We start from the raw sequence: 22996 nt of genomic DNA, 5'->3' as shown, positions 1-22996 counted from the left end.
TACAGTTATCGGGGTCGGAATCGGCATCGGAATCGAAAATGTTTGAATGCGCATAGCCTGACTTCGACCCCGATAGCGAAGCGCCGATTCCAATAGCGACGCCGATAGAGAATCATTGAATTAGAAATGGTATTAACTGTTGAACCGTGAACCGTTGAACCCTGACCCCCCAACCCGAATCGCGGAGCCGACATGTACAAGCGCATCCTTGTTCCCATTGATATCCAGGAAGGCGAACGCACCCGAAAGATGAGTCTTGAGCGCGCTGCCGAGTTATGCCGGTTTTATGATGCGAAGTTGTTTGCCCTGACCGTGGTTCCGGACATGGGCATGCCCATCGTGGCCGACTACTTTCCCTCCGACGCCGGCGACAAGATCGTGGCCGACGCGGAAAACCTCCTGCATGAGTTAGTGGACGCCCATATCCCCGACGACATCGACGTCCAGCACCTCGTGGCCCAGGGCTCCATCTATCGCCGGATTCTGCGTATGGCCGAAAAAGTCGAGGCCGACCTGATCATTATGCCCGCTCACCGCATCAAACTTCAGGACTACCTCCTCGGCACCAACACCTCCAAGGTCGTCCGCCACGCCAAGTGCTCGGTTCTCGTGCTGCGATCTGAAAGTTGAGTTTGTTCGGAGAGACGGCTGGTTCAATTTTTCAAGTCAATTCCTCTCCGATAGCATGCCGGGGGCTGTGAGGCCCCCGGCATCTCATTTCTCCGGTCTAAAAACTCCAACTAACCTTGGCCTCGAACCCCAAAGTCGCGTCCAGGTCGTGGCTTCGGCGTTTGTCGCCGCCGGAGTCGTAGACTTCCAGCCTTCGGCTGAAGTTGTAGGTCGGGCCAAAGCGCAGGAGCAGGGTGGGGGAGGGGGTGACGTCCAGGTAGAGGCCGGTGGTGAACATCCGTGATCGGACATATCCTCTGGGCATGACGGTACTGTCGTCGGCCAGGCGGTAGGTGTCCGAGTTGACGCCGAAGCCCAGCCAGGTGGACCAGACCGGGGACACGGTGTAGCGCAGTTCGCTTTTCGGGAATCCGAGGCGGCCGGAGAAACCCGGGGCGCGAGAATTGCGGTACTGCACGAAGGGGCCGGCCATGGCGAAGGTGCTGGAAAAGGCGAATTTTGTGGTGGGATCCACCCCGACGAAGCCGCCCAGGCCCACGGTCCAGTCTTCACTCCAGGCATAGACCAAGCCGCCGTTGGCCGCCACGCCCACGGACCTGGAGACTTCCTTTTCAAACCCGGAGCGAATCGCTCCCTGGACGAAGTAGGACCAGCGCTGTGAAAGAAGCCCGCGCTGATTGACCATGAAGGTGAGCACGTGCAGCGAATCCCATGGGGCATCCTGTCCGTTTCCAAAGGGCAGGGCATTCTTGTCCTCCCAGGAATACCAGTTGGAGTGCCAGCCCAGACTGATGCGGGACCAGGAGGCGTCCGCGCGGGTCTGGGTCACGGATATTTTGCCTTGGTCGTCTTTGAAAGCGCTGTTGAACAAATGGTAGCCGCTTACATCCAGGTTTGCGGCGGGAGCCCCTCGGAAGCCTGGTTCGGTCGGTCCGTCCGGTGAAGCAGCGGGTGGAGCTTCCTGGCTGCGGGCTGGAGCGGCGAATATGAAGATGGCCGTGATGAGTAGGGCGACGAAAACAGGTGAAGCGAGTCTGGCCGACAGCAGGGAGAGTCGGAGCGTGCTGGGTGCGAACATGGGAACGATGACCTCCGGATACGCGACACGGTATGGGTATCGGGCAAAAAAAATCCCGCCATGCGCGAGCATGGCGGGAGCGGGAAAAGTCAGCTAGGCGCGGCATCTCCAGGATTGTTCCTCGCCTTGGGCGAGGCGCTGGATGTTGTCCCTATGCCGCGAGTAAACCAGGGCCATGATGGTCAAGGTCACCGGAAGCAGGCTGTAGGATTCGGTCAGCAGCATGAAGATGGGCATCAGGGTGACCAGGACTAGGGAGCCCAGGGAGACGTACCCGCCCAGCTTGATCACGGTGAGGCAGACGATCAGGGCCAGCACGGCTGGCCAGAAAGCCAATCCCAGGAATATGCCCACGGTGGTGGCCACGCCTTTACCGCCTTTGCCGTCCAGAAACACGGAGAACATGTGCCCGAGGAGCACGGCCAGGGCGGTGAGGGACAGAAACAGCCAGGAATCGCTGAAGGAGGCGGCAACGCCTACGGCGAAGAGGCCTTTAAGGGCGTCCAGGATCAGCGTCGCCGCGCCACAGCATGTTCCGCAAACCCGGGCCACGTTGGTCGCGCCCATGTTTTTGCTGCCGTGCAGACGCGGGTCGGGCAGGCCACGCATTTTGGTCAACAGCAGGCCAAAGGGAATGGCCCCGATCAGATAACTCATGCCCAGCCATAAAATGCTCAACATCGTCTACTCCTTTTGCTCGGTTTGATTATCAATAATCTCCACCACCTTGATTTCGTTCAGTAATGGATCAATCCTTCCCAGGCGGAGTCCGAAGTTTCCACCGATGAGAAACTTGTCCCCCAGCAGGCGTTTGGGCGCTCGGACCTGCACCTGCTCGGCGGGTAGAGAGAATACCGCCTGAGTCGGGGTTTCGTCCACTAAAATCGCGGCCCAAATTTTGTTATTGGCGCTTTGTTGGCGTAAGTACTCCAGTTTCCAGTAGCGCGACCGGGTTCGTTGCACTCGGCTCACCGCCTCCATCCTGGCCCGCCAGAAGGGGAGGGCGGCGTCCAGGTCCCGCTTGCTCAGTCGGGGCGTTCCTTGGTCCAGCCGGGAGGCCACCTGGGCCAGGTTGATGAAGTCCACGTAGCGCCGCAACGGCGAGGTGACGGAGGCGTAGGCCGGGACCCCGAGGCTGGCGTGGGGCGCGGGCTTGGTCTGGATGGCGGCGTTGGCCAGCATGCGGGACATCCGGTACATGTCCTCCGGTCGCGTGTAGCAACCGCCGATATCCGGTGGAAGGGCGACGTTCTGGGTCCGAAAAAGCAGGGGAACTTCGCGGTCCCGGGCCCACCTGGCCAGCTCCGTGTTGGCCAGGACCATGAATTCGCTGACCAGAAGCTGCGCCTTGGGGGCCGCCGGCTTCTCCTCCCGCACGACCCGGATGTCCGCTCCCTCGCCGACCAGTTTCAGATGCGGGTCCTGCTGATCGAAGACCACGGCGTTGGCGGCGATGCGGTGGTCACGAAGCTTTTCCGACAAAAGATGGGCCGAGGCGAAGGGTTCGACCCCGGCCAGGATGTCCGCTTCCACCTGTTCGTAGTGAGTATTGGCATGCACCCGGACCCAGCCCAGACGTGGTTCGATTGATCGGACCCGTGCCTCGGGGTCCAGGTCCAATTCCAGAAGCAGGGCCGGTCGCTCCATGTTCTGGCGCAGGCTGAACAGTTCGACGCCCAACCATTCCGGAAGCATGTGGCTGACCCCTTCGAGCAGATAGAGGCTGGATGCGCGTTGGGATACAGCTTGGTCCAGTTCCGAGAGCCAGGACCATTCCAGGCAGGGTCGGGCAATCGCCAGGGTCAGACGAAAGCCCTGGTCCGCGGTCCGTTCCAGGGTGAAGGCGTCGTCGATGTCCCGGGTGGACGGGGAGTCAACGCTGAACAGCGTAAGGGGTTCCGGAGGTGCGGCGTGGCCTCGAACCGCTTCTTCCAAACGCTGAATATCCGGCAGGAATCCCCGGCTCCAATCGTCTTGCCAATCGTAGCCAGCCTGGGCCAGCAGATAGTTGTGGTGGATCGGTACGAGCCTCCAGGCTTGGCCCAGGAGCAGGGCTTGCTGAGGGTGGTCCGGAATGCGTTTGGTCAGGTTGCGCCAGAGGTCGTCCGTGGCCGGGTCCTCGGGGTGATTCATGCGTCGCAGCAACAGTTCCCTGAGTTTTGTGGCAGTGGGTTCCGGAGGGGGCGGGAAGGATGCATCAGGTTCGCCGGAGGCCTTGGAGATCCCGATTTTCCACAAGTGGTGGAAAAAGTCCTGTCCGGCCGCAACCAGTTCCTGGTGTTCACGGGCCGCTTCCAGCTCCGCCAGCCGAGCCAGGACGGTTTGCTCCGGATAGATCAAAAAGGAAGGTGGCTGAAACTTGAAGTGGGTCTTGGCCTCCAGCAGAACGCGACCCAGGGCCGAACGCTGATCCGGCCCGGGTTCTTCCCAAAGCAGGTCGGCGAACCATTCCAAGGGGGCCGCGTCCAGTTCGCCCTGGGCCAGGTTCCAGATTTCCATGACATCGATGGATTCGGCCAGGGTCTTGCGCGTTCCCAGATGGCGGGCCAGTCGTTCTTCATGTTCGGCCCGTGTGGCCGGGAGGGGATACTTCGGGCCGTGCCAGGGCAGGAGTCTGACCGCGGGCAGGTTCATTTCCCGGCCTCTCTGGGTGAACAGACGCGTTCGCCCGCCATGTTCCTCCAGTATCACGGCCAGATTGACCTGATTGTCCTGCAGGTATTCGACCAGGGCTCCGGGGGCGGGGGGCAATGCGGGGGAAGATTGGGATATGGTCAAAATGAGTTCCAGATTATATCAATGCCGAAAGGAGCGCTGCCCGGTGAATACCATGGCCACCTGGGGATCGGCTTGGTTTACAGCGGTGATCACTTCGTAATCGCGAATAGAGCCGCCGGGTTGGGCGATGGCCGTGACGCCCTGGGCAACGGCCAGGTCCACGCCGTCCCGAAAGGGGAAGAAGCCGTCGGAAACCAGGACCGTTCCGGGCAGGCCGCCCTTGGCCGTCGCCGTTCGGCTCTGGATGTCCTCCAGGATGCGACGCGCTTCCGGGTCGGTCTCGGCCTTGGCCTGAAGTTCATAAAGGGAAACGCCCTGTTCGGTGAAGCAGAGCCAGTCCGCATACTTGGTATAGGCCTTGTAAATGGTCAGCTGGACGCACCCGACCCGGTCCTGTTCGCCGGTGCCCACGGCCACTGTGGCCCCGTCGCGGACAAAGAGCACGGAGTTGGAGGTGACCCCGGCTTCTACGGCCCAGGCAAAGAGGAGGTCGTCCATTTCCTTGGCATTGGGCGTCCTGGCCTGGACCAGGGTGCCGTCACGCTCGGCCTTGGCCTGCAGGAAATCCTGAGGTCCGCGGATGCGACTTCGAAACGAGAACTGGACGATCAATCCGCCGTCGGCCAAGGATTTGACGTCCAAAAACGGCTTGTCCGCGAAAGTTTCCAACTCCGCAAGGCCGGGAATGCGCAGAATACGAAGGTTCTTGCGTTTTTTGAGCATGTCCAGGGCCTCGGGAGCATAGTCCGGAGCCGCCACCACCTCGAAGTAGGACTCGTTGATGAACGCGGCGCAGGCCGCGTCCACGCCGCGATTGACCACTACCGTGCCTCCGAAGGCCGCGATCCGGTCGCTCCAGAAGGCTTTTTTCAGGGCGGTCTCCAGCCCCTGGTCGTTCCAGGCCGCGCCGCAGGGGTTGTTGTGTTTGAGAATGACCGCGGCGGGCTTGGCGTGCAGGTACTGGAGGATGTTGATCCCGTTGTCCACGTCCGTGAGGTTGATCTTGCCGGGGTGCTTCCCGGCCTGGAGCATGTGTGCCTCGGTCAGGGTGGAAACCAAGCCGTCCCCGGCCTCGCGAAAAGTCACGCCGTCCAGTTCCAGGGTCCCTTGGATCAGAGCGTACAGGGCCGCCGGCTGGTCCGGGTTTTCCCCGTACCGCAGCCCCCGATCCTCCCCGTCGATGCGCCAGGTGCGCTTCTCGAATTTCAATTCCTGGTCGCCCAGGATGATGGTCATGGTCCGGGGAAACGGGTCCGCGGACAAGGTGCGGTAGATGGATTTCAGGTCAGACATGGTCGCTCCTCATACTGCTTGGGGTGTGGCTTGGGTTGATGTTCAGACCGGCTTTCGCCTCTGGCCTCTCGACATTTCACCTTGAAAACATCGGACGGACGGCATAGAAAAACGGATTGCGGCCGTGTGCGGTATTTCTGAATGGTGAACCGTGAACCCTTATAAACAAACGAAGGAAGGGCATTACTCGTGGAAAAGGTGTTAATCAAGCTGGCCGACCAGCTTGCCCAGTTTGATGAGGCGTCGTTGACGTCGTTGATGGACAAGTATGAAGGAATGGCCGGTGAGTTTCAGCCCACGAAAAAGTGGGAGCAGGCCGTGATGGTCCTGGGGTTGATCCAATTGGTCCGCTGGAAGAATCATCTCTTCAATTATCACTGGGCCGAGCAGCAAAAACCCCGGAAGACGTTGGAGGCTCCGGCCTTGCCGCTGACCGCGTCAGGAAAGAAGGCCCGGACGCCCAAGCCGGCCAAGGTGCTTCCCTTCCGGTCGTTCAAGAACCAGGAGCCCGTGTAGGACGTAATAGTAGTACCGAATCGCCTCGACGTGGGCCACGGCTTCGAAGCCCCTGGTGTAGCCGTGGCGCGCCTTGCTGTAATAGTCGCGCTGGCTGAGCAGGGGAAAGACGCGTTTCACGTCGTTCCAACTCGTTTCCTTCAGCCCGAGGCTTCCGGCCAGGGCCATGGCGTCCCAGGTATGTCCGAGACCCTGGTTGTAGGCGGACAAGGCTAGGAACCAGCGATCCCACTCGGAAAGGTCCGGATGGTCCAGTCGGTTCCATATTTGGCGCAGATACCGCGCTCCGGCCAGGATGCTTTTGGTAGGATTCATGGGGTCGTCCAGGCCGAGTTCCCTGGCCGTGACCTGGGTGATCTGCATGATTCCGCGCACCCCGGTGCGGCTGACCGCCTCGGAGTCGAACCGGGATTCGTGATAGATCAGGGCGATGAGCAGCAGGGGGTCGATTTCGTAACGCTGGGCCGCCTTGAGGATGGTCTTGCCGTGCCGGGGCAGTTCGCGCTGGAGGGTTTCCAGCAGGTGCAGCAGGGCGAAGCGGTCGCTGCTTTCCGGAAGGAATCCGAGATATTTATCCTGAATCCGCTCCAGCTCATTGTCCTGGATCATATTATTCCAGAACTCGGTCAGCTTGGGGGCGAGCAGGTTGCGGTCGTCGCGCCAGAACCAGCGGTATTCCAGAGTCGTTTCCAGGCTGTGGGCCAGTTGGAAGTCGGCGTAGAACGGCCCCCAAAGAGAGAAACGCCCGGTGTCCACGAGGGTGAAGCGGGCCTCGGTTTCGACCATGGCCGCGAGCTGCACCGGAAGCGATGCTTCCTTGGTCAGCAGTGGGGCCTCGGAGCAAGTCGTATCGTCCAGGCTCAGGCCGTTCCGGTCTACGTCGTCCAGCAACTGGAGGAAGGTCAGGCGCAGGAGCGGGTTTTCCGGGAGCAAGACCTTGCGGCGGCAGAGGTCCGACGGGTCCTGGGGAGGGTGGTGGCGACGCTGATGGACCACCCCCACGGGATGGCGGGCGTAGATGGGCCCGGAGGCTACAGGGGTCACCAGGGAGTCCAGGAAGGGCCGGGACGGTGCGTATCCGACACCGACCAGCAAGTCGGCCCGGTGATGGCGCAGTTCGTCCCAGGCGGCTCCGGGGCCGTCCATGTGCAGCCAGATCGGATGCACCCCGGCCTGCTCGGCGAACAGTTCCACCAGTTCCCGCTCCAGCCCCGGGCCGTAAGGCGAAATTCGGGAGTGGACCAATTCGGACTCTGGAGCCAACACACGGACCACCGGCTTGATCAAACCGGGAGGGTGGGCGTCCCAGAGCAGTTTGTTCACCAGGACCAACTGAGCGAACACCAGGAGAAAGACTAAAAGACGCCAATGTCTGATAAGCAAGAGATAGTGGATTCGTTTCATTGCGAGAGAGTGAGCCGAGCGGCGTGGGCCGCGCCGGAGCAAGAAGGCGTCGGAACGCCGCATGTCGTGGAAAAGCGGAAGACAGCAGAAAACTTCATGACGTGCATTGACTTTGCGGACGGCCTTTTTTAGGGAGATGGGTCGTCTTGCGCAAACGCTAAGATATACTTTCAAGGAGCGGTTCATGTCAAACATCGTCGTGGTGGGCACCCAATGGGGTGATGAAGGCAAGGGTAAGATCGTTGATTTGCTGACGGAACGGGCGGACCTGATCGTCCGGTTTCAGGGCGGAAACAACGCTGGTCACACCCTGGTCGTCGGCGATAAGACCTTCATCCTGCATCTGATTCCCTCGGGAATATTGCACCCCGGCAAGGTCTGCCTGATCGGCAACGGCGTGGTGCTGGACCCGGAGGTCTTTTGCCAAGAACTGGACGCCCTGGCCGACCGCGGACTGGACGTGGGTCCGGAGCGGATTCTAATTAGTCCCAAGACCCATGTGATCATGCCCTACCACAAGGTTCTGGACAAACTCCGCGAGGAGAAGCGCACCGGCGAAAAGATCGGCACCACGGGCAGGGGCATCGGACCGTGCTACGAGGATAAGGCGGCCCGGGTGGGTGTCCGGGTCGGGGACTTCCACGCGCCGGATTTGGTGCGGAGTAAGATCGTTCAGGCCCTTGCTGAAAAGAACGCCTTGTTCACCCATTATTACAGGGCTCAGGCCATGGACGTGGACGCTGTGCTGGAAGAGGTTCTGGAGTCCGGCAAACGGCTGACGGCTCATGTTGGGGACGTTTCGGAGCGCATCGCCCAGGCCGTCGCGGACGGGCGCGGCGTGCTCTTCGAGGGCGCCCAGGGGACCCACCTGGACATTGATCACGGTACCTATCCCTTCGTAACCTCCTCCAACACCGTGGCCGGCAACGTGGCCGCCGGAGCGGGGTGCTCGCCGAGGCTGCTGGGCACGGTCATGGGCATCGTCAAGGCCTACACCACCCGGGTCGGCTCCGGCCCCTTTCCCACGGAACTCTTCGACTCCGTGGGCGATCATTTGCAGCGACAGGGCGGCGAGTTCGGCGCGACCACGGGCCGCAAACGACGCTGCGGCTGGCTGGATCTGCCCTTGCTGCGCGAATCCATCCGCTTGAACGGTGTGTCGGAGATCGTCCTGACCAAGCTGGACGTGCTCAGCGGCCTGGACCAAATCCGGATCTGCGTCGGGTACGAGCTGAATGGCCGGGAACTGGCGTATCCTCCCCAGGGCGAAGGGCTGCTGGCAGCGGTGAAGCCCATTTATGTGGACGTACCGGGCTGGTCCGAGGACATCGGCAAGGTCGCGGCCTGGGATGACCTTCCGGATGCCGCGCGAGCCTACATCCTGCGGCTGGAACAGGAACTCGGGGTTCCGGTGTCCATCGTCTCCGTGGGGCCGGATCGCCAGCAGACCTTCGAACGTTGCACGTAACGGAGGCTGTTTATGGCCAAGGCGGCCTCCCAGGCCCGGACCAAGGGCCAAACCAAAAAGCAGACCCAGGACGAGGCCCAGGAATGGGCCCCGCGGGTCGTGCCGGACATGTACCGGATTCCGGGCCAGGAGCGAGTGGTAGGCATCCTGGCCCGCCTGCTTTCCCGCACCCCCCGTGTGCTTCTCCTGGAGGGCGGAACCGCCGAAGAGCGCGAAAAGCTCGCTCTCTATTGGACGGCCCTGCTCAACTGTACGGCGCTTCCGGCTCCCTCCCTCCTCCCTCCTTCTCTCAACGACTCTCCTTTCGATTCGCCCGACGGCCCCGAACTTCCTGGTCCGGACGCCTCGCTCCCTGTCGACGGCCCGAGGCCCTGTGAGCATTGCCCCGCGTGCAGCCGGATTCGGGACGGCGTGTTTCTGGATCTGATCTATCTGGACGGCAGGGAAGGGCGGATCGGCATCGATACGGTCCGGGAGCTGCGCGGCCTGTTGGGTCAGGCGCCCCGGGACGCGAAGCGCCGGGTGGTGGCTCTGGGCGAGGCCCAGGAATTGACAGAAGAGGCGGCCAACGCCCTGCTCAAGTCCATGGAGGACACCGAAACCCGCAACGCCTACGTCCTGCTGGCCCCTCAACGGGAGCGCCTGTTGCGCACCCTGGTCTCCAGAAGCTGGGTGGCGACCCTGTCCTGGGACCTGGACGGGATTCAGGAACGGGAAGGAGGGCCGGATACGGAATGGGGCGAAGCCCTGGCCCGATTCCTGACGACCGGCCGGGGCTGGTTCGGCCGGACCCTGATCAAGGGCCAGGTGGACCGACCGCTGGCCTTTCATATGGTCCACACCTGCCGCCGGGGTCTGATCCGGGCCTGCCAGGGCCGACCGGATTCGTCTCTGGCTCGGGTGTTCCGCGAACAAGGGAGCCCCGCAGCCTGGCGGGCCGTTGACCTGCACCTGGACGAGGCCGAGCAGGCCCTGCGAGCACAGGTCGCCCCAACCTTGGTTCTGGACTGGCTGGCCGTGGGGCTGCGCGGAGCGCTGCGAGCACCGCTTCGCTGAGCACGATTGGAAGATTTGTGGCAAGTTTGGTTAGGGTTTTCGCGAAAGCGGAAATCCAGGGGCAGGGTAACGTTCAGACTCCGCCCTCCCATTTTTGATCGGATATGGAAATGAAGTCCCTGGTGCGGCGAAAGCAGGTTGCGGGGTTGACATTGAAACTGCTTATCAGTAGTTATTCAGCATCCAGCGCCACTGACTTAGCCTCATTGAGGTTTTGTGGGCCATGGGTTGGAATCTTCGTGAGCGTCCTCAACAAACAAGGAGAATGAAGCCATGTTGCATCGTTTCCGGAAACAAAAAGCCATGCCGGTCCAAGAGTGCCCTTCCTGTGCGCATACCACGCAGGGCGGCAATGGGGAGGATCAGACCCTGACCAACGTGGCCAACGGGTGCCGATGCCGCATCCGACGACACAGGGCCCACGGGGCCATCCGGCAGCGCCTGCTGGACCTGGGCTTTGTTCCCAACGCCGAGATTGAAATGGTCCGTTGCGCCACGCTGGGCGACCCACTGGAGCTGCGCGTCGGCGATTACTATGTCACACTACGCAAGCGGGAGGCGGATTTGATCGACGTGCGGGCGGCCTAGTCGGGCTCGCTCACGTTATGTGCAGGACTATGTCGAGTATCCTGGTGTTGAGTTGATCTTGAAAATCACTTTGGTACTTACTGAGATTTTTACGCCATTCCAAATAGTTTCCTGATAGAGACGGCCACCCGTGGTCTTTTGGGAAATGCACGATCTTCTGAAGGATAGCATGTCACCCGCCAAGAAAAACATCATGATCGGACTGGCCGGTCAGCAAAACGCCGGCAAGTCGACCATCTTCAACATGCTCACCGGGGCGAACCAGCATATCGCCAACTACCCCGGCGTGACCGTGGACAAGAAGACCGGCAATTATCGTGACGAACTGGGTCGGGTGGAGGTCGTGGACCTGCCCGGGACCTACAGTCTGACCTCCTTTTCCCTGGAAGAGCGGGTGGCAAGGGATTTTTTGTTGCGGGAACGACCCGACGCCATCCTCAACGTCATCGACGCCTCCAGTCTGCGCCGGGGGCTGTACTTCACCTTCCAGATTCTGGAAATGTCGTTTCCCGTGGTCATGGCTCTGAACATGGTGGACGTGGCCACGGCCCAAGGGCGTAAGATCGATCACGAAAAGCTGGGTCGGCTATTGGGCATCGAGGTCGTGCCCACTGTGGGCCGCAAGGGCCGGGGGAAGCTGGAACTGCGCCAGGCCCTGCGCCGCGCGGCTCGTGAGGAACGGGGGGAGGATGAAGGATTCCAGGATCAGCATGGTTTGCGGATCATTTACGAAGAGTTGGAAGAACACATTGCCTCTGTCCACGAGCAGCTGCTGGAATCGGAAAATCTGGTCAAGGCCGTCCCCTTGCGTTGGATGGCGGTCAAGCTCCTGGAGGGCGACTCCGAGGCCTTGAAGCTGTTGCGACGACACCATGCTCGGGCTGATGCCGTAATGGACGCGGTATCCGCGGCCACCGCCGTGTTTCAGGGGAAGATGGACATCACCCCGGCGGACTATATAGTCACGTGTCGAGACCGCTTGGCCGCCTCCCTGGTGGAGCAGTGCGTGGAGGTGACCAGGGCGGACACGGTGCGCTTTTCCGAAAAAATCGACAGGGTGCTCCTGCACCGGGCCTTTGCCCCGATCTTTCTGGTGCTCACGGTCTACATGATCTACGAGTTGTCCATCGTCCAGGGCTATAAGCTGACCTTCCTGACCTGGCCCGCCCTGGCCTGGGTGCGGACCGTCGTTGCCGGACTCCTGCCCGACCCCGGGCTGCTCCACGATACCATCCTCCGCTCCATGTCCCTGTGGATGGTGGACAGCGTAAACACCCTGCTCAACTATGTGCCCATCTTCCTGATTCTCTTCGCCCTGATCGCGATCCTGGAAGACTCCGGATACATGGCCCGGATCGCCTTCATCCTGGATCGGGTCTTTCAGAGTTTCGGCCTGCACGGCCAGTCCACCCTGCCGTTCATTCTGGGAGGGGTGTTCACAGGCGGCTGCGCCGTGCCCGGGATCATGGCCACCAAGGGCATTCCGGACGAGCGTTCTCGATTGGCCACGATTCTAACCGTTCCGTACATGAACTGCCTGGCCAAAATTCCCCTGTACACCCTGTTGGTCTCCATCTATTTCGCGGCCTATAAATCTTACCTGATGCTGTTCATCTCCACGATCACCATCATCATGGCCATGATCATCGCCAAGCTGCTCACCTCGACCATCCTGCGCGGTCGGGAAACGGCCCCGTTCGTCATGGAGATGCCCAACTACCACATGCCCACGCTGATGGGCGTGCTGCGCCGCGCCGTTGATCGGACCTGGGTCTACATCAAAAAGGTGGGGACCATCGTGGTGGCCGTGGCCGTTGTGGTCTATGTCCTTTTGCAGTTTCCCGGTCTGCCGGAGGAACGCATGTCCTATTTCGACGCCCGCATGGACGAGGCCATCGCCACCTTTCGCGGGAACATCCAGGAGACGCCCTACGCGGAGATTCTTGCCGACGACCAAGCCGTGCTCAACCTGCTGAACATCGCCAACACCTACCGCGAGGCCAAGCTGGCAGCTTCCACCCAGGAGGCCTCTTCCGCCGTGGACGACCGCTACGAAGCCCTGCATCCTGAGATCTTCCCCTTGCTGCGCCCCAGGGACGCGGATGCCCGCACCATCAGCCGGCATCTGCGCGGTTTGTCCTCCGAACGATCCAATCTGCGCACGGCCATCCGCGAGGAAACCATTGTCTACAGTTACTTCGGCACCGTGGGCCGGGCCCTGGAGCCAGTGACGCAGTATGCCGGGTTCGACTGGAAGATCAACGTGGCCCTGATCAGTTCCTTCGCGGCCCGGGAATCCAGCGTGGCCACACTGGGCGTCTTGTTCCAGGAAGGCGCCGACGAGTCGTTGTCCCTGGAAGAGCGTATGGAGAGGTCTGGTGAAGCCACCGGGTTCACCCCTCTGCATGCTTTTGCCCTGATTCTCTTTTTCGCCTTGTACCCGCCTTGCCTTGCCACCACGATCATGGTCAAGGTTCAGACCGGTTCCTACAAATGGATGTTCTTCTCAATCATCTTCCCAACGGTATTCGGTCTGGCCGTGGCCAGCGGGGTGTTCACCATCAGCACCTGGCTCGGCCTGAGCGGCATCCAGGCCATGGTCGGGTTCTACTTCCTGGCCCTGGGCACGGCCATCGGCCTGTCCTTTCTGCCTGATCCGGCCTGGAAAGAGCCCAAAGCCGCTCTCACTCGTGCCAAGGAGGTCTGATCATGCTCTGGGAATACCTGATTCTGGGAGTTCTGTTGGCTTGGGCTGTCTTTTATATTTGGAAAACGTTTTTCAGAAGGAAAGGGTGCTCCTGCGATTCTTGTCCGTCGGCCCTGAAGTTGCCGAGTCAGGATGGGATCGGGGATTTGCGGGGGGAGGGGAAAGAGAAGGAGAAAGAGCTGAAGGATGAGATAAAGGGATGAGGGGTGAAACCTGAGACCTGAGGGAACCCACCCCTGACCCCTCCCAGGAGGGGATTGGACCGAAGGGTGACGGGAATTCAGGTTCACGTTTAAATTTTTACAAGAGTATCATTTTTTCAGCGATGAACGAAGAACAAGGAACCAAGAACGTTTCTCAGGTCTCAGGTTTCATCCCTCATCTCCCATTCTCCTCTTGGGAGGGGCCAGGGGTGGTTAGCAAAAACCTTTAAACCAGTTTTTAATAGTGGAGGATACTGACATGTTGCGACGCGGATTGATTTTGTTTGTTTTGGTGGGATTTCTGACGGTCGCGGGAACGGTTTCGGCGCATACGCCGCTGTTCTCCTGCTTCGACAACGCCGACGGGACCATCTACTGCGAAGGCGGGTTTTCCGACGGTTCCAGTGCCGCCGGGGTTCCGATCATTGTCAAGGACGCATCCGGAGAGGTGATTTTGTCTCTCCAATTGTCCGGAAACAGCGATGTGGAGTTCGACAAGCCCGAGGACGAGTATTCCGTGCTGTTCGACGGCGGCGAGGGGCATGACATTTTGATCCCTGGTTCGCAGATTTTCGAGTAGGAAATGTTCGAGCCGCGATGTCTGTTTTGGCTCGATTTTTCATTTGGTCAATATGAGAAGGATTGTTATTTTTAACATTGTGTAAACCTGAAATGGAGGAAGAAATGAAACGTGGTTTGTTACTTGCCGGATTGTTGACCCTGTTCCTGAGCGCCCCGGCCCTGGCCCATTTTCAAATGCTCTACACTCCGGAAAGCGCTTTGAACCAGGGTGGAGAGATGAGCATGAAGCTGGTCTTCACCCATCCTTTTGAGGGTGATCATATCATGGACATGGACCCGGTCCAGGAGTTCTACATGGTACATCAGCGCGGCGAGGAAGGTGAACCCCAGAAGACCGACCTGAAGGAATATCTCTCGGAGATCACCTGGAAGGGGCTGGGCGACGCCGCGGGCAAGGCTTTTGACGCCACTCTTCCGGCTCGCGTGGTCCGCTCCATGGGCGACTATGTTTTCGTGCTGGTTCCGACTCCCTACTATGAAAAGGCCGATGAAGGATACATCCAACAGTTCACCAAGATGATCATGAACGTGGGCGGCATGCCCGGCAACTGGCATGAGCCTTTGGGTTTGCCCGCCGAGATCGTGCCTCGGAACAAGCCCTACGCCAATTGGACCGGCGGAGTGTTCACCGGCGTGGTCATGTCCAATGGCGAGCCGGTTCCGAACATCGAGGTCGAGATCGAGTACCTGAACGTGGACGTGGACATGGCCGGCAACGCCTTTGTCGGCGAGCCCAAGATCGAGGCTCCGCATCCGGCTTTTGAAACCATGACCGTCCTGGCCAACGACAAGGGTGAATTCACCATCGGTCTGCCCAAGGCCGGCTGGTGGGGCATCGCCGTGCCTGACGTGGTCGAACTGGAGCACGAAGGCAAGGAATTGGTCCAGGAAGCCGTGCTTTGGATTCAGGTCACGGATATCCCGTAAGCCCCCTCCTGAAGCGCCCCGGCTTCATCATCCATCACGTGGGGTGATGGAGTCGGGGCGGTTGTTGTTTCTGGTTGCGCTGGGAGCGTTTTTTTTTGTAAGTGTCCAAAAATTCGATGTGTTATGGTTTGTATAGGATAACCCGGGAGGTGCGAAATGAACGAAATGATGCGAAGTGGATTGTGGTTGCTAGCCGGTGTCGTGATCGGCGCGGCCGGGGCCAGCCTCATGGCTCGGCAGGACAGCCCCTTGCGGGGGGCGGTGGTGGGCACCTTGGCCCAAGGTCTAGCCGTAAAGGACAAGATGATGACGTCCCTGGAAAAGGCCAAGGAAAACGTGGAGGATTTGGTGGCCGAGGCCAAGCAGGCCAAACCTGTCGCCGTGGCGCAGGAAAAATCCAAATAATCATCATCCACCCTGGTCGTCTTGCGGCCAGGGTGACCTCATGATTTTGAATTTTCTTTCTGACTCCTGACTCCTAAACCTCACTATCTCAGGATTTCCCCATGGGCAGACCTCCAAAACGCTTGCTCGTCGTACTCGTCCACGCCTTGCCCGGCCGGTTTCGACTCCGCCTTGATCACGTTCCGGACCAGGCCACCATGGACATGATCCAGCGCGGCCTGATCGGTCATCACGGGGTGCGGGAAACGCGGATATCTTCACGTACGGGCAGTATTCTGGTTTTTCATGACGAAAGCGTCGCCTTGGAAAGACTGTTAAGCTTGTTTCTGGATCAAGGCTTGGCCTTGCGCGAACTGAGCGAGACGCCGCAACCGTCTTCCGCTCGGTCGGCCATGGACATGACCGCCGAGGATGCGCCAGACCAACCCTCTTTCCTGCGCACCCTGGCCTTTCCCGGACTGTTGTTACGCCCCTTCCTGCCGCCCTGGGTTCGGTTGATCATGGCCGCTCGTCGTGCCCTGCCGTTTCTGCTCAAGGGGCTTGCATCCCTGTTGCGCGGGCGGTTGAACATCGACGTGCTGGATGGCCTGGCCATCGGCATTTCCCTGGCCCGTCGGGATTTGCGCTCGGTGATGATCATCACCACGCTCTTGTCCCTGGGCGAATTTCTGGAGCAATGGACCCGCAAGCGCTCCCGTGACCAACTGGCCCAGGACCTGCTGCACTTGCCGCCCACGGTCTGGGTCAAAAACGGCGACCAGATGGAGGAGCGGCCTCTGGAAAAGGTCCGCGCTGGCGATTTGGTGGTTGTCCAGGCCGGATCGCGGATCGCCGTGGACGGCGTGGTGGTGGAGGGCGAAGCCATGGTCAACCAGGCATCGTTGACCGGAGAACCCTTGGCCGTGGCCAAGGGCCTGGGTATTTCGGTTTTTGCCGGGACCGCCGTGGAGGAGGGGACCATCGTCATCCGGGCCGATCAGGTGGGCGACGCTACACGGGTACACAAGATCGTCAAGATTCTGGAACAGTCCGAGCGGCTCAAGGCCGGCTTGCAGGCCCGAGCCGAACAATGGGCCGACCGGGTCGTGCCGCTGACCCTGGGCTTGAGTCTGTTGACCTGGTTTCTGACCCGGAATCTGAACCGGGCCGTGTCCGTGCTGCTGGTGGATTTTTCCTGCGCCATCAAGCTTTCCACGCCCCTGACCATGCTTGCAGCCATGCGCGAGGCTTCCACCAAGGGCGTGCTGATCAAGGGCGGTAGGTTTTTGGAAAAACTCGACCAAGCCGACACGTATGTTTTCGACAAGACCGGGACCCTGACCGAGGCCCATCCCCAGGGCCTGGAGGTAATCCCCTTCAATGGTCATGAAGCCCGCGAAGTCTTGCGCGTCGCGGCCTGTCTGGAGGAGCACTTCCCGCATCCCCTGGCCCGGGCCGTGGTGACCATGGCGGATCGGGAAGGCTTGTCCCACAAGGAAGAACATGCTGAACTGGAGTATATTCTTGCCCACGGGATAGCCTCCAAACTCAAGGGGCAACGTGTCCTGGTCGGCAGTCGCCATTTTCTCCAGGAGCACGGCAAAATCGATTTGGCCCGGGCCGCGGATGCCGTGGCCCGGGCCGCGGAGCAGGGCTGTTCCGTGCTCTACGTGGGTATGGGGCAGGACTTGGCCGGGGTCATTCTTTTGGAGGACCCGGTACGCCGTGACGCGGGCCTGTTTCTGCAACTGCTGCGTCAGGGCGGCGTCAAGCGGGTCTTGATGCTCACCGGAGATGGCGAGGAGAGTGCGGCCAGCGTGTCCCGACGGCTGAACATCGACGAATTTCATTCCCAGTTGCTGCCCGAGGACAAGGTCCGCATTGTTCAAGATCTGCGTTCCTCAGGCCACGTGGTGGCCATGGTCGGTGACGGGATCAACGACACCCCGGCCCTGTCCGCGGCGGACGTGGGCGTTTCCATGAAGTCCGGGGCGGACATCGCCCATGAAGTTTGCGACGTCTTGTTGACCAACGCCGACCTGGACGGCATTCTCACCGCCAGGGCCATCTCGTCCCGGGCCATGTCCCGGCTGCGCTGGAACTATTCGGCGGCCGTGGGCATCAACGGTGCTCTTGTGCTGCTCGGATTGGCCGGGCGGATTTCGCCCGCTGTATCGGCCTTGGTCCACAATCTGGCGACCATCTTGGTCACGGTGAACAGTCTGCGCCCCTACGATGACGGTATGCGGTAGGGGCACGGCGCGCTCGTGCCCCAAGGGGTGTGTTTCGCGAAAACCGCTACCAAAGGAGGCAGTCACGATGTACGTCAGCTCCATTCCCGGAAGACTCCGGATTCGAACCGAGGATCAGACCGCGTTACACCGTTTGACCGAGTCCGTCGCCAAACTGGGTGGCGTTTTCGATGTTCAACACAACCCACGTACCGGAAGCCTGTTGATCCATTACATGGACGATCCCAAGGTCGAGGCCGCGCTGCACAAGGCCCTGAAGAAAGTCCCCGGCTCTGACGCCGCCCTGGAGCCCAAATCTACGCCCAAGGCGTCGAACAAGGCCGCCAACATGACCATTGCCAAGCGAGGCATGCTCTCCAGCCTCGGCCTGGCAATGCTTTTCGCCCTCATTGATAGGGAAGATGGGCACATCTTCACCGGCGCAATGTTTCTCGGATTCCTGAGTTACCATCTTTACGGGTATCGGAAGCGGGTGCTGGCGTAAGGGACGTTCTGGGTACGGTGTTCTTCGTTAGCCGTTCCTGGTTCTTCGTTCTTTGTTGGGAATGACGCGGAGGATCCGGTTTTGCGCCACTTTTCTCCGTGAGAGCAAAGGGCGGGTCAGTCAGGTTCAACCGGGTAACAGCAACGAACGTCGAACCAGGAACGAAGAACCAAAAACGTCTAACGAAGAACGTCGAACCAAGAACCAAAAAAACAAGAACTGAAAAAATGCAGCTATCCGATCTTGCCGGACTTCGTCATTACCTGACCATCAAGCACCATATTCCCGGACGCATCCGACTGTTTTTCAGTCCGGCCCTGGTATCCCGGCCCGAGGTTCGGGAGTTGACCGCGTCGCACTCGGAACTGCCGCCGGGCGTGCTTTCCGTTCGGGTCAACGTCATGGCCCTGTCCGTGATCATCGAGTACGATCCGGAGCGCGTCGCTCCGGCCTTGTTAAATGAACTGTTCACCGGCAACGAGGACCGCGTCGTGGATGTTCTGCGTGAGCTGCATGAAAGATTGACGGTGTAATGTTCGGCTCGGCTCACGACGAACCGTGATTCCTCAAACTCACCATTTAGTTAGATCAAAAGCATGGACAAATCTTCAGTTATCGGTTCCCTGAACGAGAGCATCACGGAACTGCACAAGAAGGTCGACGACCAGGGACGCATCCTGGCGAAACTGACCATACTACAAGCAAGTATTGATATTGATGGTCAGTCTTGTTACCTTTGTGACTATCACCGAGAGAAGCATCTGGAAGGAGCCATTCGCGAGGCGATTCTGGTTCTGGAGCAGAGCAAGCGCAGTTTTCGCTCCAAGCAGCTTGAAACACTACGTAAACGCCTCATGGAAGCGCTGCTGGACGCTGATTCCGAAGCACTGGATAACGCACCATGTCCCACGACTTTTCCGTCTCCACGGAGCTGATCTCCGGAGAACTGCGGATCAAGGCCCGCGGCGAGTTCGACCGCAAAGCCGCGCATGTGCTGCTCGATTTGCTCCGGGATCATGAATCCGGGCAGGAGCGGCTGGTCATCGATACCAGGGAGCTCTGGCGGGTGCATACTCTCGCTTGCACGGTCTTCAGGGAAGGAATGCACCAATGCCGACGCATCGGGCCCCGGTTGATGTTCATCGGAAGCAAGGGGAGAGCCATGGCCGAATGCCGGGAGGCGGTGATGTATAGCGAGCATGGCGACGGGAGCCACGCATGACTGGCGTGGCGGCGAGTCCTTCGGCCTGGGGCGGCAAACGGCTAGTGGTTCTGGTCCTGATCCTGTTGCTGGTGGCCACGGTATATTTTGGATCGGACGGTTCACGGGGTGGAACAGGCGGACCACCGCCCGGTGCAGCGGGAAAGGTCGCTTTGCTTCAGTTGACCGCCGAGCATTGCCCGGCCTGCCGAGACATGGAGCCGACTCTGGAGATGATCCGGCAAAGCCATGGGGAGCGAGTGTTTATCCGCCAAGTGGACGTCTTCCAACAGGCGGGGACGGCCTCGGGCTACGGCGTGACCACGATTCCGGCTCATTTGTTCTTCGATCACCAGGGCCGCGAGCGGTATCGCCACGAAGGCGTGATGGACCGGGAGGCCGTGGCCAGGGTCCTTGACGAACTATTGTCGGAACTGGACGGCTGATCCCCGCAATTCCAACATCGATAAGATTACGGAGGTGGACGATGGTAAACAGACTCAGCGCTTTGGTGCGTCGAAGATGGAGCGGCTTTGTCGAAGATGGTGTTTGCAGTTCCAAGCGGCCCGTCGATGTCCCGAAGAAGCCTTCCGAAGAGGTGCTGCGGGCCGTCGAATCCGGTACTGTTCGTCCCAGTCTCCAGGCCCGCTCTCGTGAGGATTGCCTGGCCGCTGAACCGGTCATGGTCTGGCCGGCGGATGCCTGCCGCGTGGTTCGACAACTCAATGCCAGGGTCGCGGAATTGGAGGAAAGTAATGCGACGCTCCGGCGGAAAGACGAGGCGTTTCGGCTTCGCGTACCGCGGGAAACGTCCTCCGCCGTGAGAGACTTGCTCGACGAGGCCCGGTGCTTCGTGGATGAGACCAAGGCTCTTAAGTGCGAGTTTTTGCGCACCGTGAACCATGAATTGCGGACCCCGCTCAACGGGGTGAAAGGGATGTTGCAGGTGCTGCGGGAGACGAGCCTGGACGCGGAGCAGCTGGAGTACGTCGACCAGGGGCTGGTTTCTTGCGAGACATTGGACCGAGCGGTCCGGGATATCTTGGATTACAACACCTTGAATCCAGGCTGCGTCCAGTTGGAACGCAAACCGTTAAATATGGCCGACATCCTGCGTGATGTCGAGCAGAAGTATACTCCAGCCTGTGTAGAAAAGGGGCTGGATTTCGTGGTCAGCAAGGATTTTTCCGTCAGGGAACCGCTTTTGGGAGACGCTGTAAGATTGAAACAGATTCTTCGTCATCTGTTGGACAATGCCCTACGATTTACTCCTTCAGGTGAAATTCGCGTCGAGGCTTCTTGTTTGTCCGAGACGAGGAACGGTCGGGTTCGGGTTTGCATGAGCGTCCATGACACGGGCATGGGGATTCCCGAGAATTGCTTGGAACGTGTTCTCGAGCCATTTGATCAGGTTGAATCGGGATTGACCAAGAAATTTTATGGTTGCGGGCTGGGTCTGGCCATGGTCAGGAAGCTGGTCGGGTTGATGGACGGACAATTTCGGTTGGAGAGCCTTGAAGGGGTGTACACTTCGGCCTATTGCATCTTGAGCCTGGAGCGATTGCCTGGAGAGGATGACTGCTGAATGGCCGAAATGGGGAAGATGAAAAAAAGTGAAAAATCTAGTTGATAAAAAAAATCAATTTCTATATCTTCCTTCTCAAGCCGGATCGAAAGCCCAGAAGAGTGGATTGAACCTGTAATCCGACCATTGTTCCGCCACGGATAATATCTTTGAAACTGCTCTGCAAGCGAAATTTGTAAAATGATAGGGCTGTTGAACACCACGAAAAACAACTGGATTCCGACCTGCACCGGAATGGCGGATGAAGCTGGTCGATATATGTTGAAGTCATAACGGCGAAGGCCGGTATCCATTTCTTTAACTTGTATACTGAGTAGTTATATAATTCACAGGCCGGACAACCTTTAAAGGAGATACCATCATGAATTCGACGTTTCGGATGCGGACCAGAAAAAGCATGGGCAACCTGCATGTGCGATTGGAGGGCGTTTTGGACCCCCATTCTGCGACTTCTCTGGCTCTCGTCTTGCGCGAGGAAGCCACGGCCTGCCGGAAGTTTTTCATCAACACTGAAGGCCTGGAGCGTGTTGAACCACTGGGAGCGTCCACGTTGCGAACGTTCATGAGGGAGTTCGAGCAGCATTCCGCCGAGGATGTGAGTACGAGGATCTACTTCAAGGGGAAGAACGGCGCTCAGGTCGCCATGGAAGGTCAACGGGTGCTCCAGACCAAGCCGGCTTCCGGGTGCAAGTGCTCCGGTAAATGCAAGGTCTGCAAGTGCGCCCAGCGGATTGAAGGGAGTCCTCATCGATCATCGTGTCACGGATGACGTTCGTGTTGATTCGATTGATGAAGAAGACTTTTATCGATTTTGAATGATATCGAGTTTCAATTGCATTTTTAACTAGATTGGAGATTATCATATGTGCGCGACATTGATCGGCGGCATGGACCGTCTGAAGCCGAATTATCTGCAGACCGCCAAAAAAGCGGGGATCAGTCTGAAAATTTTTACCGGCAAGGAAAACTCCATCGCCTCCTCTCTGGGGGACAGTGAAATGATCATTATCTTTACCAACAAAGTCTCTCACCAGGCCCGCAACGAGGCCATGCAGGTGGCCAAGACCCGGAACATCCCCGTGCATATGCTGCATTCATGCGGTGTTTCCAGTCTGAAAAAATGTTTGCAGGGAACGGCGTAATAAAAAGGTTTTCAGTAACTATTCAGCTCATCCGAGTAAATGAGGCCTGGATACCCGCCTTCGCGGGTATGACTGATTCGGATACGCCATGAAAAGACGCGTCATTCCCGCGAAGGCGGAATCCAGCCACGGCATGAGGTTCTCCCAGGCTGTGCTGAATATTTACAGTTTTAACAGTAATTGAGTCACAAAGGAGAAAGCATCATGAGCAAGGTTTTGATCGTTTACGGCTCCACCACCGGGAACACCGAGCACGTCGCCGAGGTGGTCGGGGAGGTGCTGCGGAAGTCGGACCACGAGGTCGTGGTCAAAAACGTTACGGATACCAAGGTCGAAGAACTGGGTGGCGAATACGACGCGACCTTGCTGGGCGTGTCTACTTGGGGAGACGAGGAGATCGAGTTTCAGGAGGATTTCGAATTGTTCTACCAGGACATGGACGACGCCAAGCTGGAGGGGAAGAAGGTCGCGTTGTTCGGTTGCGGGGACTCCAGCTACGAACACTTCTGCGGGGCCGTGGTGCTGTTGCGGCAAAAGGTGGAAGCACTGTCCGCGGATCTGGTCAACGAGCCCCTGCTCATCGACGGCGACCCGTCCGTGTTGCGGTCCGAGATTGAAGAGTGGGCCGAGGAAGTTGGGAGGGCGGCGTGAGCGGAAAGGGCTGAGACTTGAGACCTGAGGGGATGTTCTTCGTTCTTTGTTCTTCGTTGGGGGGGGT

26 protein-coding genes are annotated in these 22996 nt (G+C 59.3%); 20 read left to right on the top strand and 6 right to left on the bottom strand.

Annotated features, from left to right (window positions below; genetic code table 11):
• Positions 1-192 precede the first annotated feature (192 nt).
• Entirely contained in the window at positions 193-630 is a 438-nt protein-coding gene (locus C6366_RS14765; RefSeq protein ID WP_107739232.1) for a universal stress protein, read from the top strand.
• A 97-nt stretch (positions 631-727) separates the two neighbouring features.
• On the opposite strand, the gene C6366_RS14760 is transcribed toward C6366_RS14765, so the two are convergent.
• From C6366_RS14760 to C6366_RS14745, 4 genes are all read right to left on the bottom strand, one after another.
• Positions 728-1708 (bottom strand): hypothetical protein, encoded by a 981-nt coding sequence (locus C6366_RS14760; RefSeq protein ID WP_146164876.1) that lies wholly within the window; start codon positions 1706-1708, stop codon positions 728-730.
• A gap of 93 nt (positions 1709-1801) precedes the next feature.
• Positions 1802-2389, bottom strand: coding sequence for a glycerol-3-phosphate 1-O-acyltransferase PlsY (gene plsY / locus C6366_RS14755; RefSeq protein ID WP_107739228.1), 588 nt, complete (start codon positions 2387-2389; stop codon positions 1802-1804).
• Positions 2390-2392: 3 nt separating this feature from the next.
• On the bottom strand, positions 2393-4486 hold the full coding sequence (locus tag C6366_RS14750) for an RNB domain-containing ribonuclease (RefSeq protein ID WP_146164875.1): 2094 nt from the start codon (positions 4484-4486) through the stop codon (positions 2393-2395).
• 18 nt (positions 4487-4504) lie between these two features.
• The gene (locus tag C6366_RS14745; RefSeq protein WP_107739224.1) at positions 4505-5779 is read right to left on the bottom strand and encodes an IMP cyclohydrolase; all 1275 of its coding nucleotides are present in this window, start codon (positions 5777-5779) and stop codon (positions 4505-4507) included.
• A 189-nt stretch (positions 5780-5968) separates the two neighbouring features.
• Here C6366_RS14745 and C6366_RS14740 point away from each other — a divergent pair, with 189 nt between their 5' ends.
• Positions 5969-6295, top strand: coding sequence for a hypothetical protein (locus C6366_RS14740; RefSeq protein ID WP_107739222.1), 327 nt, complete (start codon positions 5969-5971; stop codon positions 6293-6295).
• Here the strand turns inward: C6366_RS14740 and C6366_RS14735 are convergent.
• Complete coding sequence (locus C6366_RS14735; protein WP_107739220.1) at positions 6218-7678, bottom strand: transglycosylase SLT domain-containing protein; 1461 nt, start codon at positions 7676-7678, stop codon at positions 6218-6220. The two genes, C6366_RS14740 and C6366_RS14735, sit on opposite strands and share 78 nt — an antisense overlap.
• 205 nt (positions 7679-7883) lie before the next feature.
• On the opposite strand from C6366_RS14735, the gene C6366_RS14730 reads away from it, so the two are divergent.
• The 15 genes from C6366_RS14730 to C6366_RS14660 all read left to right on the top strand — a co-directional run bounded on the left by C6366_RS14730 (position 7884) and on the right by C6366_RS14660 (position 21136).
• Positions 7884-9167, top strand: a complete 1284-nt coding sequence (locus tag C6366_RS14730; protein WP_107739218.1) for an adenylosuccinate synthase — start codon at positions 7884-7886, stop codon at positions 9165-9167.
• Positions 9168-9179: 12 nt separating this feature from the next.
• Positions 9180-10223 carry a DNA polymerase III subunit delta' gene (locus tag C6366_RS14725; RefSeq protein WP_233248517.1) on the top strand — a complete coding sequence of 348 codons (1044 nt, stop codon included), beginning with the start codon at positions 9180-9182 and terminating at the stop codon, positions 10221-10223.
• 273 nt (positions 10224-10496) lie between these two features.
• Positions 10497-10811, top strand: a complete 315-nt coding sequence (locus C6366_RS14720; protein ID WP_233248516.1) for a ferrous iron transport protein A — start codon at positions 10497-10499, stop codon at positions 10809-10811.
• Positions 10812-10980: 169 nt separating this feature from the next.
• Entirely contained in the window at positions 10981-13518 is a 2538-nt protein-coding gene (gene feoB / locus C6366_RS14715; protein WP_199221524.1) for a ferrous iron transport protein B, read from the top strand.
• Positions 13519-13520: 2 nt separating this feature from the next.
• Complete coding sequence (locus C6366_RS14710; protein WP_107739216.1) at positions 13521-13721, top strand: hypothetical protein; 201 nt, start codon at positions 13521-13523, stop codon at positions 13719-13721.
• A gap of 259 nt (positions 13722-13980) precedes the next feature.
• Positions 13981-14301, top strand: coding sequence for a hypothetical protein (locus C6366_RS14705; protein WP_107739215.1), 321 nt, complete (start codon positions 13981-13983; stop codon positions 14299-14301).
• 104 nt (positions 14302-14405) lie between these two features.
• Positions 14406-15230 carry a DUF4198 domain-containing protein gene (locus C6366_RS14700; RefSeq protein ID WP_107739279.1) on the top strand — a complete coding sequence of 275 codons (825 nt, stop codon included), beginning with the start codon at positions 14406-14408 and terminating at the stop codon, positions 15228-15230.
• Positions 15231-15386: 156 nt separating this feature from the next.
• Positions 15387-15635, top strand: coding sequence for a DUF6110 family protein (locus C6366_RS14695; protein WP_107739213.1), 249 nt, complete (start codon positions 15387-15389; stop codon positions 15633-15635).
• A 101-nt stretch (positions 15636-15736) separates the two neighbouring features.
• Entirely contained in the window at positions 15737-17866 is a 2130-nt protein-coding gene (locus C6366_RS14690; RefSeq protein WP_199221523.1) for a heavy metal translocating P-type ATPase, read from the top strand.
• A gap of 67 nt (positions 17867-17933) precedes the next feature.
• Positions 17934-18350: an HMA2 domain-containing protein gene (locus tag C6366_RS14685; RefSeq protein ID WP_107739211.1), complete on the top strand. Its 417-nt coding sequence runs from the start codon at positions 17934-17936 to the stop codon at positions 18348-18350.
• Between the two features lie 227 nt (positions 18351-18577).
• Positions 18578-18883, top strand: a complete 306-nt coding sequence (locus tag C6366_RS14680) for an HMA2 domain-containing protein (RefSeq protein ID WP_107739209.1) — start codon at positions 18578-18580, stop codon at positions 18881-18883.
• 63 nt (positions 18884-18946) lie between these two features.
• Positions 18947-19285, top strand: a complete 339-nt coding sequence (locus C6366_RS14675; protein ID WP_107739207.1) for a hypothetical protein — start codon at positions 18947-18949, stop codon at positions 19283-19285.
• Positions 19252-19572, top strand: coding sequence for a hypothetical protein (locus C6366_RS14670; protein ID WP_107739205.1), 321 nt, complete (start codon positions 19252-19254; stop codon positions 19570-19572). Before C6366_RS14675 ends, C6366_RS14670 begins: the two co-directional genes overlap by 34 nt.
• Entirely contained in the window at positions 19569-19997 is a 429-nt protein-coding gene (locus C6366_RS14665) for a co-chaperone YbbN (RefSeq protein ID WP_107739203.1), read from the top strand. Before C6366_RS14670 ends, C6366_RS14665 begins: the two co-directional genes overlap by 4 nt.
• Positions 19998-20038: 41 nt before the next feature.
• On the top strand, positions 20039-21136 hold the full coding sequence (locus C6366_RS14660) for a HAMP domain-containing sensor histidine kinase (RefSeq protein WP_107739201.1): 1098 nt from the start codon (positions 20039-20041) through the stop codon (positions 21134-21136).
• On the opposite strand, the gene C6366_RS19375 is transcribed toward C6366_RS14660, so the two are convergent.
• On the bottom strand, positions 21088-21429 hold the full coding sequence (locus tag C6366_RS19375) for a hypothetical protein (RefSeq protein ID WP_146164874.1): 342 nt from the start codon (positions 21427-21429) through the stop codon (positions 21088-21090). The genes C6366_RS14660 and C6366_RS19375 overlap by 49 nt on opposite strands.
• A gap of 68 nt (positions 21430-21497) precedes the next feature.
• On the opposite strand from C6366_RS19375, the gene C6366_RS14655 reads away from it, so the two are divergent.
• From C6366_RS14655 to C6366_RS14645, 3 genes are all read left to right on the top strand, one after another.
• Positions 21498-21905, top strand: a complete 408-nt coding sequence (locus C6366_RS14655) for a hypothetical protein (RefSeq protein ID WP_107739199.1) — start codon at positions 21498-21500, stop codon at positions 21903-21905.
• A 94-nt stretch (positions 21906-21999) separates the two neighbouring features.
• Positions 22000-22278, top strand: a complete 279-nt coding sequence (locus C6366_RS14650) for a DUF2325 domain-containing protein (RefSeq protein WP_107739197.1) — start codon at positions 22000-22002, stop codon at positions 22276-22278.
• 204 nt (positions 22279-22482) lie between these two features.
• Complete coding sequence (locus tag C6366_RS14645; RefSeq protein ID WP_107739195.1) at positions 22483-22929, top strand: flavodoxin; 447 nt, start codon at positions 22483-22485, stop codon at positions 22927-22929.
• Positions 22930-22996: the final 67 nt, after the last annotated feature.

The organism is Desulfonatronum sp. SC1, assembly GCF_003046795.1.
Lineage (GTDB): Bacteria > Desulfobacterota > Desulfovibrionia > Desulfovibrionales > Desulfonatronaceae > Desulfonatronum.
This window is presented reverse-complemented; position numbering and strand designations above follow the sequence as displayed.